14 protein-coding genes are annotated in these 15560 nt (G+C 33.7%); 3 read left to right on the top strand and 11 right to left on the bottom strand.

All coding sequences use genetic code 11. The features are described from left to right. Window positions 1–35: 35 nt before the first annotated feature. Genes PLR68_02700 through PLR68_02675 form a run of 6 tightly spaced genes read right to left on the bottom strand, consistent with a single transcriptional unit; the run spans window position 36 to window position 5441 of the window. The gene (locus tag PLR68_02700) at window positions 36–1097 is read right to left on the bottom strand and encodes a glycosyltransferase (protein ID HOW60630.1); all 1062 of its coding nucleotides are present in this window, start codon (window positions 1095–1097) and stop codon (window positions 36–38) included. Continuing rightward, the gene (locus tag PLR68_02695; protein ID HOW60629.1) at window positions 1097–2062 is read right to left on the bottom strand and encodes an ATP-grasp domain-containing protein; all 966 of its coding nucleotides are present in this window, start codon (window positions 2060–2062) and stop codon (window positions 1097–1099) included. Before PLR68_02695 ends, PLR68_02700 begins: the two co-directional genes overlap by 1 nt. 5 nt (window positions 2063–2067) lie before the next feature. After that, complete coding sequence (locus tag PLR68_02690) at window positions 2068–3477, bottom strand: sugar-transfer associated ATP-grasp domain-containing protein (GenBank protein ID HOW60628.1); 1410 nt, start codon at window positions 3475–3477, stop codon at window positions 2068–2070. A 4-nt stretch (window positions 3478–3481) separates the two neighbouring features. After that, entirely contained in the window at window positions 3482–4138 is a 657-nt protein-coding gene (locus tag PLR68_02685) for a 7TM domain-containing protein (protein ID HOW60627.1), read from the bottom strand. A 53-nt stretch (window positions 4139–4191) separates the two neighbouring features. After that, on the bottom strand, window positions 4192–4713 hold the full coding sequence (ruvC, locus tag PLR68_02680; GenBank protein HOW60626.1) for a crossover junction endodeoxyribonuclease RuvC: 522 nt from the start codon (window positions 4711–4713) through the stop codon (window positions 4192–4194). 11 nt (window positions 4714–4724) lie between these two features. Beyond that, window positions 4725–5441 (bottom strand): YebC/PmpR family DNA-binding transcriptional regulator, encoded by a 717-nt coding sequence (locus PLR68_02675; protein ID HOW60625.1) that lies wholly within the window; start codon window positions 5439–5441, stop codon window positions 4725–4727. 166 nt (window positions 5442–5607) lie between these two features. Here PLR68_02675 and PLR68_02670 point away from each other — a divergent pair, with 166 nt between their 5' ends. Next, complete coding sequence (locus PLR68_02670) at window positions 5608–5841, top strand: hypothetical protein (GenBank protein ID HOW60624.1); 234 nt, start codon at window positions 5608–5610, stop codon at window positions 5839–5841. 143 nt (window positions 5842–5984) lie between these two features. On the opposite strand, the gene PLR68_02665 is transcribed toward PLR68_02670, so the two are convergent. From PLR68_02665 to ruvB, 3 genes are all read right to left on the bottom strand, one after another. Further along, window positions 5985–7928, bottom strand: coding sequence for a lamin tail domain-containing protein (locus PLR68_02665; GenBank protein ID HOW60623.1), 1944 nt, complete (start codon window positions 7926–7928; stop codon window positions 5985–5987). A 24-nt stretch (window positions 7929–7952) separates the two neighbouring features. Next, complete coding sequence (locus PLR68_02660) at window positions 7953–8522, bottom strand: PH domain-containing protein (GenBank protein HOW60622.1); 570 nt, start codon at window positions 8520–8522, stop codon at window positions 7953–7955. A gap of 319 nt (window positions 8523–8841) precedes the next feature. Continuing rightward, window positions 8842–9852: a Holliday junction branch migration DNA helicase RuvB gene (gene ruvB / locus PLR68_02655; GenBank protein ID HOW60621.1), complete on the bottom strand. Its 1011-nt coding sequence runs from the start codon at window positions 9850–9852 to the stop codon at window positions 8842–8844. Window positions 9853–10283: 431 nt separating this feature from the next. Between ruvB and PLR68_02650 the strand changes: the two genes are divergently transcribed. Continuing rightward, window positions 10284–10604 (top strand): hypothetical protein, encoded by a 321-nt coding sequence (locus tag PLR68_02650; protein HOW60620.1) that lies wholly within the window; start codon window positions 10284–10286, stop codon window positions 10602–10604. Between the two features lie 151 nt (window positions 10605–10755). Here PLR68_02650 and PLR68_02645 read toward each other — a convergent pair whose 3' ends face one another. Both PLR68_02645 and PLR68_02640 read right to left on the bottom strand, forming a co-directional pair. Beyond that, the gene (locus PLR68_02645; GenBank protein HOW60619.1) at window positions 10756–13773 is read right to left on the bottom strand and encodes a GspE/PulE family protein; all 3018 of its coding nucleotides are present in this window, start codon (window positions 13771–13773) and stop codon (window positions 10756–10758) included. Between the two features lie 177 nt (window positions 13774–13950). After that, window positions 13951–15096, bottom strand: coding sequence for a DHH family phosphoesterase (locus PLR68_02640; GenBank protein ID HOW60618.1), 1146 nt, complete (start codon window positions 15094–15096; stop codon window positions 13951–13953). Between the two features lie 170 nt (window positions 15097–15266). Between PLR68_02640 and PLR68_02635 the strand changes: the two genes are divergently transcribed. Then, complete coding sequence (locus tag PLR68_02635) at window positions 15267–15521, top strand: hypothetical protein (GenBank protein HOW60617.1); 255 nt, start codon at window positions 15267–15269, stop codon at window positions 15519–15521. The last annotated feature ends 39 nt before the right edge of the window (window positions 15522–15560 follow it).

Below are 15560 nucleotides of genomic sequence, written 5' to 3'. Positions count from 1 at the left end.
GCTTTTCGAATTAACTTAATTATACATAAAGCATCTTATTTTTCAAGAAAATCACCTATTATCCTTAATCTTTTTTTGCTAATAATTTTTTTATACAGGGACATATATTTTTCAGCCATAATAGAACTGTCGAAAATATTTTCTGCAACTTCTCTGCATTTTTTCCTATCAAATCTTCCGGCTAGTTTAGCGGCTTTAACCATAACATTTAAATTTTTAGATAAGCAGGCAATTTTAGGATTATTAAGGATTTTCGGCGTTGGGTTTATGGGTGTTCCTATAATAGGCGTTCCGCAAGCAAGCGATTCAGCTATAATTAAAGGACAAACTTTTATGTTTCTCCTGATAGGGAAAAGCAGTGCCTCAGCTTTTCTTAAATGTTTGAAAATTTCAAGCTGAGAAACTTCACCCATAAATACAATTCTATCATTTAAAAAAGGTTTTATTTTATGCTTAAAATATCTTTTCCTATCCAAAGACTTCCCAACACGTCCGAAAATTAAAAGCTTTTTATTTGCTTTATTTGCTATTTTAATAGCTATATCTATACCCTTTGGTTCAGTAAGCCTTCCAACAGTCATAAGGTATTTTCCTTTTTTAAAAGAAGGTTTTATTTTTTTTATTTCTATTCCGTTTTCTATAACCGCATCGACAGGCAAATTATTTCCGTGAGAAGACGACAAGGCAACCGCGTAAACACCGTTTTTCTTTATCTGAGATAGAATAGGTTCAGTAATCTTATTATGAAATGTCAGCAAACAAGGTTTTTTTATATGTTTAGAAACCAAATAAGCGTCTTTTTGAGAATTAAGATGTATAATGTCAAATTTTTGCTGGTGATTTATAATTTCCATCTGACTTTTTATTCTCAGCTCTTCAACCTTTCCAATTTTTTCTGATAAAGACATGTTGCAAATGCTTTTTTCCAATGTTGCTATATGTTTAGTATTGATCTTCCAATCACTCGGAGCAAAAAGTACAACATTGACTCCTTTTTTTTTTAGAGCATGGGCCATGTTTTTTGTAGCCACTTCCGGACCACCTATTTCCGAAAAAGATGGAGCAACTATAGCTACAGATAGCTTGTTTTTTTTCATTAGGCTAAATTAATTATATCTTCGAAGCTTTTTCGCTTAATTTTTTCGTCACCTAAAACCGTTATAAGATCTATGCCAGGTGTAGTATTCATTTCAACAAAATAAGGCTTTCCTGAATTTGAAAAAATAAAATCCAAGGAATATTGCGCTTCAGGGAAAATTTTTAGTTTTTTAATTATTTTCTCTGCAATTTTAACTACTTCTTTGGGTATATATTTCACAGGAACAAGAGTTCCACTTGCACCCTGATGTAAATTCGTGAATAAAGAACCCTTTTTGGCAATACGTGAAAGAGCATAGCTTAATTTGTGATTCATAAAAACTAAACGCAGGTCCGAAATCTCTTTCTTTTTTGAAAAACCGGGAATTCCTTTTTCGCTAACAATAAATTCCTGCACAAGCACTGGGTACTGGTATTTTTTATTTATTGCTTTTTCTTTTTCATCAATAACAATTCCGTGCCCGCCAGATCCATAAAGTGGTTTTATAACTATTTTTTTTGATTTTATTTTAGAAAACATTTGAATAAGTTCGCTTTTGTCCATAGCCACAAATGATTTTGGCATAAACTCTCCAAAAATTGCATACTGAGAAAGTTTACTGTTGACCATCACTCTAAACAATGGGTTATTGAACATTTTAACATTCTTAGCTATGTGCAATTTTTTTTCAAAAGACTTAAAGTCGCGCTTTCCTCCAACCTTATCATATACAAGATCTGGCCTTATGTTTTTTTCAATTTTTATCCATTTTTTGTTCCGAAAGGCCCAGGATTTTATAAAAACATTCTTCCGCAAATCATACCAATTGATTGAAGCTCGATACATCTCAATACCTTTTTTAATGCCCATTTCATGCCATTTTTCAAATGAATGCCGGGTAATTTCATTTGAAATAGGTATCTTGCAATTCCAATCATTTCCCCAATATATAACTACTACATTTTTTATTTTTTTATTTTTCATATAATTTATTTATTCACATCTATTAGAAATTTCTTCAGATCTCTTTTTCCAATAATGACAGGACACTTAAGATTTTCTCTTTTTACTAAATTTGCTTTTGATGTTATTTCTATATCATCCATAATAAAACTTACTTTAATAACCGGTCTTATTGATGAGCCGCTAGAAGAAAAAATAACTGCGACATCTTCCAGACTTGTAATTTTTTCTTTATATTTTGCTAGGATATCTTTCTTGATTTCAGATTCATTCTCTGGAAGTATTTGATATTGTGATAAATCTATTTTAGAAAATTCATCAACTGTTTCGCCAAAACCAATTTCTTTTGCTAGCTCATAATCTATAGATGTTGAATTAGCTCCAGTATCTATTTTGGCATCAACTTCAATTTCTTTTCCGTCTTTATAAATAATTTTTATTTTTTCTATAGTACCGATAACTTTTCTCCCAGAAATGTCCTCCAACTCCTCTTCGACTTCCCCTCCAAATAGGTCTCTTCCTACACGAACTCCTCTTTCAGCTGACTTGATTTTAATTCCTTTTACTCTTTCCAGCCGCTCTCTTAATCCTGATAAATTTGCAATCTGTATGGAAAGCCCTGGACGTGCATTTATCTCTAAGAAAACTGGTCCTCTTTCTCTATCAATGGCAATATCAGCACCTAAATATCCCATGCCAGAAATTTCCTGTGCCTTGACAGCTAAAAGCAAAATTTCTTTCCAATAAGGAATTTTTATACCTGAAAGCAGGAGTCTGGTTCCTGGAACATAGTCAATAATTTTACCTTTTCCCAAAACTGCTGTAGTTGTTATACCTGATGCCAGGTCTATTCCTATTCCTATTCCACCTTGTTGCAGATTAGCTTTTCCTTTTGATTCTTTGGTTGGAAGACGAAGCATTGCCATTACAGGAATACTGTTAAAAACAATTACACGAATATCAGGAACTCCTTTGTAGGCATAGGGCTTAAAGAGTTTAAGAAGTGCAAGCCTTTCTTCAAAAAATGCAACATCAGGAAGATTAGAAAGTGAAAATGATCCATCTAATATGTTCAGTACATGGCTTTTAATATCTTCAACTGTGATTGTAGACCCATCAGCTTTAATCCAAATGTCACTTTTATTTTTCTTTTTTCCATACACAATTAAAATTCCACCGCCACCAAAACCTCGGCTGGGCTTCAAAACAAAAGAGTTTGGCAATTGATCCCAGTTAAAATCATCCAATTCCTCAACTGATTTAATTTTAGCAATAAGTTCTGGCACGGGAATACCTGCTTTTTTTAATATACGCTTGCTCATGATTTTATCATCAGCAAGGCGTTTCGCATTTTTGCGATTATATTGACGTATATATTCAAGATTGCGAGCATTCATGCCAAGCAACTTATGTGCATTTTTTATATAATCAAACATTTTTCTACTTTATGTTTTTTAAAACTTCTCTAAATCTTATATACTCGCTTATTCTTAAACCATTCCATTTGCCAAGTAATATATTGACCGGTATCGTAAAAAGAACTAACCACGGAAATGCTACTATGCTTTTTATAAGAAATGGCCAGCTTGCTAAATAGTAACCGGCTATTGAAATTATTAAAGTTTCTGCAGCAAGAATTAAGGCGACTTTATTTCCTTTTTCTATTTGGGTAGCAACAAATTTTTCTACAATTGTAATCATTATCAATATAGGAAAAATTGAAACAGAAGCTAAGCCTGTTCTGTGCATAGAGCCTCCAAAACCAAGCATTATCAAAATTGCAACAGCAATTATGCTAAGCATTATGGCAACTCTTGGCAGATATAATATACGCAGTTTTTTAAGCATGAAGCGCATAAGCATACCCATTAAGATAACACTTATGAAAATTACGAGGCCATACCTGAGTTGTGGCATAGCTAAAAAAGCAAATGTTATAATAGCTGGCGTATAAATTCCAAATGCCTTAATACCAATAACTTGACGAAAAAAAGCTATGAGAGTGACAACGATAGGCAGCATTAATAATAAGATGACAGTATCAAGAGGCACCCCTTGATTAACAAGGTAGCTTATAAAAGGATTTATGTTTTGCATAATTTTATTCTAATTTCTAGGAATTTGAATTAATTTTAAATTCAAATTCGTATTTATTTACATTTTATTGATTTCATTTTTCTACTATTCAAATGACAGAGAGCAATTGCAATTGCATCGGCTGTATCATCTGGCTTAGGAATGTTCTTAAGCTTTAATACCTCTTTAACCATCGATTGAACCTGCTTTTTTTCCGCCCGTCCATATCCTGTTAAAGCCTGCTTGACTTGGAGCGGAGTATAACCGCATACGTTAACACGATTTTTTTCCAAAGTCAAGAGTATAGCTCCTCTGGCCTGGCTGACTTTCATGACTGTTTTTACATTTTTAAAGAAAAACAATTCTTCTACAGACGCTTCATCTGGTTTATATTTTTTTATTATCTGCTCTAAGTCGCTAGAAACCTCAAGAAGTCTTTCTGCGGTATTATTTTTGGGTGAAGTTGAAATGTGTCCATAAGCCACAGATTCTACATTCCCATTTTTTTCGTCTAAAACTGCCCAACCAACAGTTGCTGATCCGGGATCGATACCGAGAACTCTTAATTTCTCAATATTTTTTGATTTTTTTTTCATCTGATAAACAATTAAAGATTGTCAAAAATTTCTTGTACATCATCATGCTCATCCAATTTTTCCCAAAGATTTTCATAAGCTGTCTTAGCCTCAGGAAGAAGTTCTATTTTTTGCAACGGCACATAGATCAATCCAGCACCTTCTATTTTAATCCCATTCTTTTCTAAGCTTTCTTTGACATTTTGTAATTCCGTTGTGGCCGTATAAATAATAATAAAATCTTTTTCATAAGCCATGTCTTCTGCTCCAGCTTCAATAGCTGCTATTTCAATTTCATCTGAATTTCTATTTTCATTTAAGATTTCAATACTGCCTACTTGTTTGAACATAAATTTGACACTGCCTTCACTGCCTAGTTTACCTCCCCCTTTAGTGAATAAACTTTTAATTTCACTGAAGGTCCGATTGCGATTATCAGTAGCCGTCTTGATCAGCATTGCCACATTGCCTGGTCCATAGCCTTCATAAATTACTTCTTCAATTTCCGATCCATCTTTGAGTTCGCCTGTGCCTTTTTTAATAGCACGTTCGATGGTGTCTTTTGGCATATTGACCGACCGCGCCTGATCAATAGCTAAACGCAAGGAAAAATTATGATCCGGATTGCCGCCACCTTGTTTGGCGGCAATAGAAATAAGCCGTCCATATTTGGTAAATACGTTCGCTTTCTTGGCATCGTTAACGCCCTTTCTTTGTTTGATTCCTGCCCAATGCGAATGTCCGGACATAGATTTATTTTTTATATTTTATACAAACTAATATTATCACTCATAAAAATCTATTTCAAGGTAAACATCTTATAATTTTGTAATAATCTGTTTTAAATATTGTATTAAGCTAAAACGGACATAAATAGAAAAGTTCTTTTAATTTTAAAGAGAAAGGAGTTGAAAAATGAGAGAAAAATTGGAAAGACTAAGATCTATTTTAAACTCAATTATTAAATGGATTCCCAATGACATCAAGCCTGAATACGAAAAACTTCTGCCTTCAGAAGCAAGGTTTCTTAATTTTGGAGAAAAAATGAATTTATATTCTTTTGCCCAAAAAGCTCACGATTACATACCCAAAGATAATTGGCACTCAATTGGAGAACTTATCAGAATAGTAGATGAAATAACCACGTAATATGGCAAGAAGGTTTAGCGTAACTTCTATTGTCCTGCCCGCCATAGCTTATGCAAGTGAAGGTGGGCTTTTTTGTAAAGCTCGTAATTATTTATGATTTTTACTTAGAGAAAATAAAAGCATCTTTTTTAGATAAGCTTTTTTCAGTTTAGGAAAAAGTTTATTATAAAATTTAATTTTAAATTTATTACCGTAAATAAATCTTTTATAAAAATAATCATGTAATGAGATTGCCTTGGTAGTTCTGCCGTGAAAAAATAAGTACCATCAATTTCTCTGACTGTTTCTTCGCCTAAAACACGCGGATAATTATTTGATAATTCTATTTTGAATATTTTTTTATTGTTTGAAACCAATTTATTTTCTCTTTCAAACATCGGCTTTGAAATAATATCTGCTTCTGAAATATTTTCCATATCATCACTTCCATTTATATTTATATCTTCCTGCTCGCTATTTATTGCTTCCTGATTACTGCTTTCTACCTGCTTATTACTACCAACCCATATCCATCCGCCTTTACTTTTTGTATAAATTTCTCCTTCCTTAATAGAGTCATTTTTCTTTTTATATTTTAAATCATAGGCAACTTTTCCGTCCGGATAGCGAAGTTCTATTTCGTTTTTCGTATTATTCAAAGTAAATTTGGAAATTTCACGGGTAATTTCTCTGCTTTTTCCAGCTTTAATTTCAAAATCGATCGAAATAGGATGATTAATGAGTTTTTTCCAGCCCGTCGCTATACTCCAGCCATTGAGGTTTATTTTCTTCTTAGATTTGTTCTCTACCGTAATAGTTTCATTTTCCGTATCGCTACCTATGGGATTAGCATTAACCGAAATAATTTTAACTTCCGGATGTTTCATTTTCACGACTTCTATAGTAAATTTTTCTATCCTGTCTTCGCTGCCCTCTGAATATTTTACACTGCCTTCATATTTTCCAGCTTTTTTATATTTATGTTTTGTTTTTTTAAGATAGCTCTTATGTCCGTCTCCAAAGTCCCATGTCACTTTAGCTTTTTTGGAAAGTCTACCAATTTTAAAATTAGCATACACATTCACATATATATTTTCGTCAATATCCGGCTTTCCCTTGTGAATTTTTTCAAATTTATTTTCTTCTCCCGGAGTCAGAAACTTGCTCCAATGCCATTCATTCCCATCAAAGCTATATGAAATACCCTTTTTACTGCCAGAATACGAGACTTCAAAAATATCTTTTTTATTTGGGTCAAAAAGCACTAAATTTTCATCTCCACTATTGTTTAGCGCAAATTTAAAATCTGATTTATAAATTACAAAATATTCTTCCGGCTCCATGTAATCGGCTGATAAAAAAACATATTCGCCTGATTTTGATGCGTCATGTAAAGACCAACCCTTAAGATTAATTTTTTCATCCGAATTATTGTAAAATTCAATATATTCTTCATCACCGTCTTCTGGATTAGGCAATAACTCACTAATTTGAAGCTTATTTGAATATTCAACAGACACAGGATCTTCTTTTTTGCATAAAGACAATTCTGCTTCATTTACAATTGAAGAGTTTTTAGGTAAATAATTTATCTCCGTTGAAAAATCACCATCCGCATCTTTTTTAAGAACTTGGGATTTAAGTAAGTTTTCAGAATAAAAATAGCTCCCAAAAAATGGATTTGAATTAATTCCCCAGGTTATTGAATCAGTAATTTTATCGTCATTAAATAAGGCAATGCTATAGTTATCCGATAAGATAGATACTGTTGACTGATCAGCTCGTACTGTTTCAGAAAATCCTGAATTGCTCCAGAGAAAATAGCTTTTTGCTTTAATAACTGTTCCATGACTTATAACCTTTATTGATGATTCGGTTCCAGAAGCCGTTCTTTTTATTATTTTCCAATCGGAGATATTAATGTCATTACAACTTGGATTATATATTTCTATGAAATCATCGTTGGCATTATTTCCTTTAGTTTGCACAGCGCTTATTATAGGATTTTCGTTGGCAAAACATGAATAATTAAAAACAAAAAAAGCTGCCGGTATAATTAGCAGTATGCAAAAAAAATATGCTATTTTTATTTTTCTTTTTGTTTTCACCCGAATTTTATTCAGTTTACTTTCCTAATTTGCTTTGAGCATTTCCTCTATTTCATTTTTGGAATGTTCTTCACACTGCTTTTGCAAGCTCATTATAAGATTTTTAATATCATATGGATTAGAAATCGTAAGAAAAATAAATTCCCTTTCTTCTCCTGCTGTTTGAACTCTTACATCACCGTAATTAAGAACAGTAGGTATGAATCCAACAACTTTCGTGGTAACATCCTGGATTTTTTGGAATCTAAGTTCACTAACTTCACGGGAAAACATCCCTTTTTGTTCTATATTTATAATCCGCTCAGATGTTATTATCCAAATATCGAAATAATAATCTATCCAAATCATGAATCCATAAAGCCAAATTGCAAGTATAAAAAAATTTTGAGCAAAAAGAATGACTGATTTGTCAACTTTTTCAAGAAAGTTTGGAAAAAAAACAGGAGCAAAAAAAGAACTAGCCACAAAAGCAGACGCTACTAGAATTAAAATGAAGAATTGCTGAAAAAGATAAAACCAGTTGCGGTGAAGAACTTTGATAATTTTTTCATCTTGACGTAAATCTTTAAAATTATATTTTGGAAATCCATCCATAATGGAAAATTTAAAAAAATATTTGTTAATTTGAATAAAAAACTATTTTATAATATCTGAAAAAACATTTTCGAGCGGTATTGAAAAAAACAATGCAAGATTTGTAAATAAAAGGACCGCTGACACTGGAACAAATATTACAAGTGTTATTATTTTAGAGACCTGGGTATATGAATAAAAAACAATATGAAAAACGATAAAAATACTCATTAAAAACATAACGAAAAAGACAAGAAAATATAATATCTGAAAAATTGCAATCATAATTTAACAATTTATAAAGTTATTATATATTATTTTTCACCAAAAATAAAGAAAATTAAAGCAATTTTTCTTGACTATCTTTTGGGATAGGAAAACCTAAATGTTCATAAGCCAGATTAGTTGCTATCCTTCCTCTGGGCGTACGGGCTAAAAATCCTAGCTGGATTAAAAATGGTTCATAAACATCTTCTATAGTTTCAATTTCTTCAGATGTAGCCGCTGCAATTGTTTGTATGCCTACCGGGCCACCGTTAAATTTTTTTATGATAGTTTCTAAGATGTGACGGTCGGTCGGTTCCAAACCCAATTCATCTATTTCCATCATAGCTAAAGCCTTTCTTGCCACAATTGAATCTATTATTTTATGATCTTTTATTTGGGCAAAGTCACGCACTCTTTTTATCATCCTGTTGCCTACACGTGGCGTCCGGCGGCTGGATTTAGCTATTTCTTTAGCACCGCTTTCATCTATGTTCACACCCAATATTTTTCCGCTACGATTAATAATCTGCTTCATCTCATCTTCGTCGTAAAATTCCAAGCGATGGATAGCTCCAAATCTGTTTCGGAGTGGATTCGAAATTGATCCAAGCTTAGTTGTTGCTCCGATAAGAGTGAATTTTGGAAGATCAAGCTGCAATGTCCTGGCAGAAGGACCCTTACCAATAATCACATCCAGCTTATAGTCTTCCATAGCAGGATAAAGAACTTCTTCGATAAGCTTATTTAACCTGTGTATTTCATCAATGAAAAGAACGTCGCCATCCTGTAAATTTGTCAGTATTGATCCTAAGTCTCCTACTTTTTCAATAGCAGGACCAGATGTTACTCTTATTTTTACTCCCATTTCATTGGCAATAATATGCGCCAAAGTAGTTTTTCCTAACCCAGCTGGTCCATATAATAAAACATGTTCGATTGGTTCTCCTCTTTTCTTGGCAGCATCAAGGAACATTTGCAGATTTTTGCGAATTTTCTGTTGTCCTACATATTCCGAAAGTCTCTGTGGACGAAGTGTCGTATCTAAATTTTTGTCCTCTTCCTGCTCATTTGAGGTTGTAATCATATATTTTGAAAAAAATCACTTATTCTGGCGTATTATATAGTATAGTTATAGTAAGCTATCTTATTGCCTTTTACGCTAATTTTCGCTTTCTATAAGTTTATTTTAGCACGGCTTGACCCCTAAACCAAGTTTTCGACATTTCCGTTAATATTATACCATGATTACAAAATTTAGCGTGGAGTTGACAAAAAAACAAAGCTGTGCTAAACTCTAAAATCAACGAAAAAATACTTATCTCTTGTTGTTTTTATTGACCTGTAGGCAGTTGGGGGCTTCTATCTTTTGTCCTCAATTTGGGAACTTTTTTGCCAAGATATGGGCTTTGCGGTTTCGGCTGCGGAGTTCCTCGACACTGTTCCTTCCCCGAAGGATCCGTCTTTTGGGACTTGTCTACAGATCAATAAAAACAAAAAACAAGGGAGGGGGAGAAAATGATATTTACAAATGAGGGATACAAAAATATAATCCGGAAGTTCATGCCCGGATTTGATTTTAAGAAAGAACGGAGTCGAAAGGAGATGAACTCAATTAGGAGGATCATTGACGTGAAAATAGACCGAGAGAGAAAAGAAAAAGGAGAAAATTTCAGACTCTCTTCCGTCAAGGAGAAAGCTCTGGCTCCCGGAATGAAAGTAAATATCAAAGGAGAGAAATCTCCAATGACCATAAAATCCATCGGCAAGTCTGGATATATCCAATTTGTCGAACGGAGAGGATCATTTAACCCAACCTGGGCTGAACCTACCAAGTAGAACAAAGGCAGAGCGAGATATTCGCCCTGCCTTAAATCTTTTATGCTTAAAAAAGGCAGATGATTGAAAAATCCCTGCCTTTTAAAATTGTCGAAAAAATTGTATTTTATATTTTCTAAAAAGCTAATGAAGCTAACGCCTAAAAAGCTATCTATACTACCCTGTCCACTTCATCAAAAGTTGTTTCGCCTTCCAGAACTTTTAAAATTCCATCTTGTTCCATTGTTATCATTCCATTTTCCACTGCTTTATCTTGAAGCTGTGTGGCGGAAGCGCTTTGCATAATCAATTCTTCTATGTCTCGATCGATTACAAAAACCTCGCTTATTGTTGTTCTGCCTTTATATCCTACGCCATTACATTTATCACAGCCTTTTGGTTCATAAACACTTTCTATTGGTGGAATAGCCACTCCAGATTTGTCAGACACGTTCTGAAGTATTTTTTTGACTTTATTCTTTTCTTCTTCCGTCATTTGTCTTTTTGTTTTGCAATCACAAAGCTTACGCACAAGCCTTTGCGCCATCAAAGCATTGACAGCTGTTGCTAAATCATCACTACGTACTCCCATATTAATTAAACGTTGTATAGAACCAGCCGCATTATTTGTATGTAGAGTAGAAAGGATAGAGTGCCCAGTCAGAGCAGCTTGAACTGCTATATTGGCTGTTTCTTCATCGCGAATTTCACCAATCATCATAATGTCGGGATTTTGACGCAGAAGCGCGCGCAAAGCGGTGCCAAAAGTATATCCTTCATTATCATTAACAGAAGTTTGAAGTATACCTTCTAGCTGATATTCAATCGGATCTTCAACGCTTATTATTTTCACTTCAGGTTTATTTAAAATCTTCATAATGCTATAAAGTGTCGTGGTCTTGCCGGATCCTGTAGGCCCTGTGTTTAAAAATATTCCGTTTGGTTTTCTCGTCTCTTCAATTATTTTTTCCATGTTTTGCTTGCGAATACCGAGTTTCTCTAAATCAAGAGCAACAGATGATTTATTTAGAAGCCTCATAACGACTGTCTCTCCATACCCCCCAAGTATTATTGATACACGAACATCTACTTTTGTTTCAGTTATATTTTTATATGGTTTTTCTAATGCAATAGTAAAACGACTATCCATGACTCCTCCCCTTATTTCAGAAGAGAATCCGCTTAAAAATTTTATATTTCCCAACAAACTGGGATACTCGTTAATTGGAATTTCTGCAATTGTTTGCAAAATTCCGTCCATTCTGTATCTTATTTTTACTACTTTTTCTTCGGGTTCTATGTGTATATCTCCAACATTAAGTAATAAACTGCTAGCAAAAATATAATTAGCCACTTCTTTTTGATTGGAGTTTTGTAAGAATTTACCTAAAGATTCAATTGAGGTCATGTTTTCTGAAACTAGTTTCAGATCTTCTTCGTGAATTTCAACTGACCTGGATAGCGACTGCTCCATTAATTTTGTATATATTTCTTCAAGAAATTCTGTCTGGCCTGTTGCATGCCAAACCTCTTCCATGGAAGTCAGTCCTTCGATAGCTTTTAAAATTCCATCCTGCGCCATTGTTATCATTCCATCTTCCAGCGCAGCCTGTGTTATTTCCCTTTCACTACCCATTTCCAAAATAAGTTTTTCTATTGGTTCGGTTATCGTTAAGATCTCGAAGATTCCAATGCGTCCTTTAAATCCAATATTGTGGCATTTAGAACATCCGACTGGACGATATAGTTTTTCAACTGTTTTTGGTATTTCTACTTTTGCCTTAGGTGAAATTATAGAAAGAATCTTTTTAATAGAATCGATTGTTTCACGCGCCGGAGCATATTCTTCTCTGCAATGTGGACAAAGCTTGCGTACAAGCCTTTGCGCAATAAATGCATTCACTGAAGGTGATATTAAATTAGGTTTTATACCAAGCTCTACAAACCTTGGTATTGATGCCGGGGCATTGTTTGTATGCAATGTAGAAAGAACAAGGTGACCGGTTAAAGCTGCATTAACAGCTATATCTGCTGTTTCATCATCACGGATTTCACCTACTAAAATAACGTCTGGATCTTGACGTACAATGGCTCTGAGCCCTTCTGCGAAAGTATAGCTTCTTCCTTTTTCAACCTGAGTTTGAGAGATATTTTTAACTTCATATTCAATTGGATCCTCGATTGTTATAATTTTAACTCCTGCGGTGTTGAGCTTATTAACAAGAGCATAAAGGGTCGTAGTCTTTCCACTGCCAGTAGGCCCTGTTGTTAAAATCATGCCATGCGGTTTTGAAACTTCCTTTTGTAACCGTTCATAGGCTAATCCCCTCAATCCCAAATCTTCAATTCCCAACATTATGTCAGCCTGACTCAAAATACGCATAACTATTGACTCTCCGTGATTTCCGGGAATTATATTGGTTCTTACATTTATTTTGCCATTTTCTATATCAACAGAAAAATGGCCATCTTGTGCAATATCACGTACATTTATTTTCATTTTACCCATCATTTTTATACGTGACAAAATGAAATGATAAGTGTCTAATGGAAAACTAGCTATATCCTGAAGTTCTCCATCTATGCGAAATCTCATACGTACTTCTTGTTCACCCGGTTCAAAATGTATGTCACTTGCCTTCATCTTTACGGACCCTGCCATGATTATAGAAATTATCTGAGAAGTGGGAATTTCATTTATACGTTTCTTTAATTCGAGTAAATTTCCAAATTCTTTATCAAAATCATCTAAATCTTTGCCACTGAGAGATATCTGCATTGATTCCAGGTTTTCCAGAAAAGGTATAGCAGCATATCTTTTCCATATTTTATTAAAAGAAGAATTCGAAATAACATACAAATGAATTAACCATCCGTTTTCATTTTTAAGTTTTTCTATAAAAGATATGGTTTCTTGACTCGTAGGATTGACAACCCCGATTCTGTGTTCTTTGCCAGCTTTCTGAAAAACTATCATTTTGTACCTCCTTGATTCTTCTTCACTAATAGAACGCATGTCATCTGAGCTCACTGGAAAAATATTCAAATCGACATAAGCAAGCCCACATTCAGCAGCTAGCTGGGATGCGATTTCCTCTTCTGACTGGCCACTCATTTTTTTCAGAAGCTTCCCGGTTTGTGTTTCTTTTTCCTTGTCTCTAATTAATTGTTTATCAGAAACTTTTACCATAATTATTTTTTGTTTAAATATTCCTATTCCGTTCAAGTTTAGTGTAATTGTACTATAAATAGACAAAAATTACAAAAAATAATCATAATAAAAAACCTACCACAAGTAGGATTAATCCAAGAGACATCTATTATCAATTAAAAAATCATTAACCAGGAAAAAGTCCTTTAAGTATTTTTATTGCTGATCTGCTATTTGCATTCTTATCTTTTCAACTATGCGTTGGCCAGCTTCTACTGTATCGACAGCCTCCTGCTTAAATTGACATGTGTCACCGTTAGCAGATATTTCTAATGTTTCAGCTATCTTTTTTAATTGTTCTGCATTGTTACATTTTATAATTCCGCAAACTTCTCCAGGCATTTCATTGTAAAGAACCATAAAAATTTTACCTGCAGAGTAATTGTCTTTAATTTTATCAAGAATAAATGTAATATCATCCGGATTACTGCGACTCTGTACAAAATCTTCTATATATACAGGTGCCCAAGCCAGACTAATATCATCTTCCCAATATAAACGTGCCATTATTCTTCCCCAGAGCTTCAAAAGATGCAATGGCTGGGTTTTGTATAAATAGCGAATTATCTTTTGTTGGTTTGCGCCTTTAGCCATCAAGGCCGCAGATATCTGTAATGATTTCGGAGTAGTGTTTTTCTTCTGAAAACTGTTTGTCGCATCAATGATTCCGGTCAACAGGCTTTCTGCTATAGTTTCATCCAAATTTTCCGCGTTAATTTTTTGTATTAGGTCAGCCACTATCTCAGAAGTTGAAGAAGCGGTTATATCAACTATATTAAGCTGTCCAAAATTATCATTATCGGCATGATAATCTATATTTATAACCGGAACTTCATAAAAAATGTCTGGATTTTCTTCGTAAACTTTTCCTAAAGATTCTTTGTCTGGGCTATTTAGCACGATCACAAGATCATATTTGAATTTTGCAGGAATGAAAGAAAAATCACGCGGATCAATAGAGCCTTTTTCCGGAGTAATAAAAATATTTAATTGTTGATTATTGCGCTCAGTACGTACGTTAGTTATTTTATTGAATTCAGTATTGAATGAAAGTACAAAATCACGCGCACCAGCTAGACTGCTTATCGTTTCTTCTGGTTTTGTTAAGAAAGAAAAACGGTCAAAATTATTTTTAATATCAGGAGTTACTACAGTTGACTGAATTCCCATTTTTTTCAGAAAGAAATATATTGCCCAAGCTGATCCTATCGAGTCACCTTCTGAACCACGTCCCATAAAAATTAAGATGTTCTTGGCATTATTCAAAACATTATTAAGTTGTTGCGCGCTATCAAGACTCATATGTTGAACTTTTTATATAAAACGATAGTTGCTGATTAAATTAGCATGGTAATATAAATTAGCAAGCTTATTCGATAATGTCAATAAAAAACTTCTAGTCTTGACAAAATATTAATTTTTGAGTTTAATAGAAAATCACAAGTTTTTTAAAATATAAGGAGGTTTGGGCAATGAAAAAACTTTTTACTATTTTGCTGGCAGTTTTATTATTCAATGCGATTAGCGGCTGTGCCGTACAAAACAGATATGTAACTGACTCGTACGGCGTCAGGCAACAGGCCGTTTTGACTATTGATCCTTCGGTGGTTGGTGCTGTTGCCGCGTTACTGTTCCTTGGTGCTGTTAATGATGTTTTTTTTCATCATTCATATAGTTATCCATATACACATCATCAGGGACGTTATTATAGACACTATAGGTATTAAAGGAACCTGCCACGGCAGCTTTGACAAAAATTTGTCTTA

Source organism: Candidatus Moraniibacteriota bacterium (genome assembly GCA_035390125.1).
Taxonomy (GTDB): Bacteria; Patescibacteriota; Minisyncoccia; order Moranbacterales; family GWC2-37-73; genus DAOOTD01.
The sequence above is the reverse complement of the archived record's forward strand: the minus strand, read 5'-3'. Positions and strand labels throughout refer to the sequence as shown.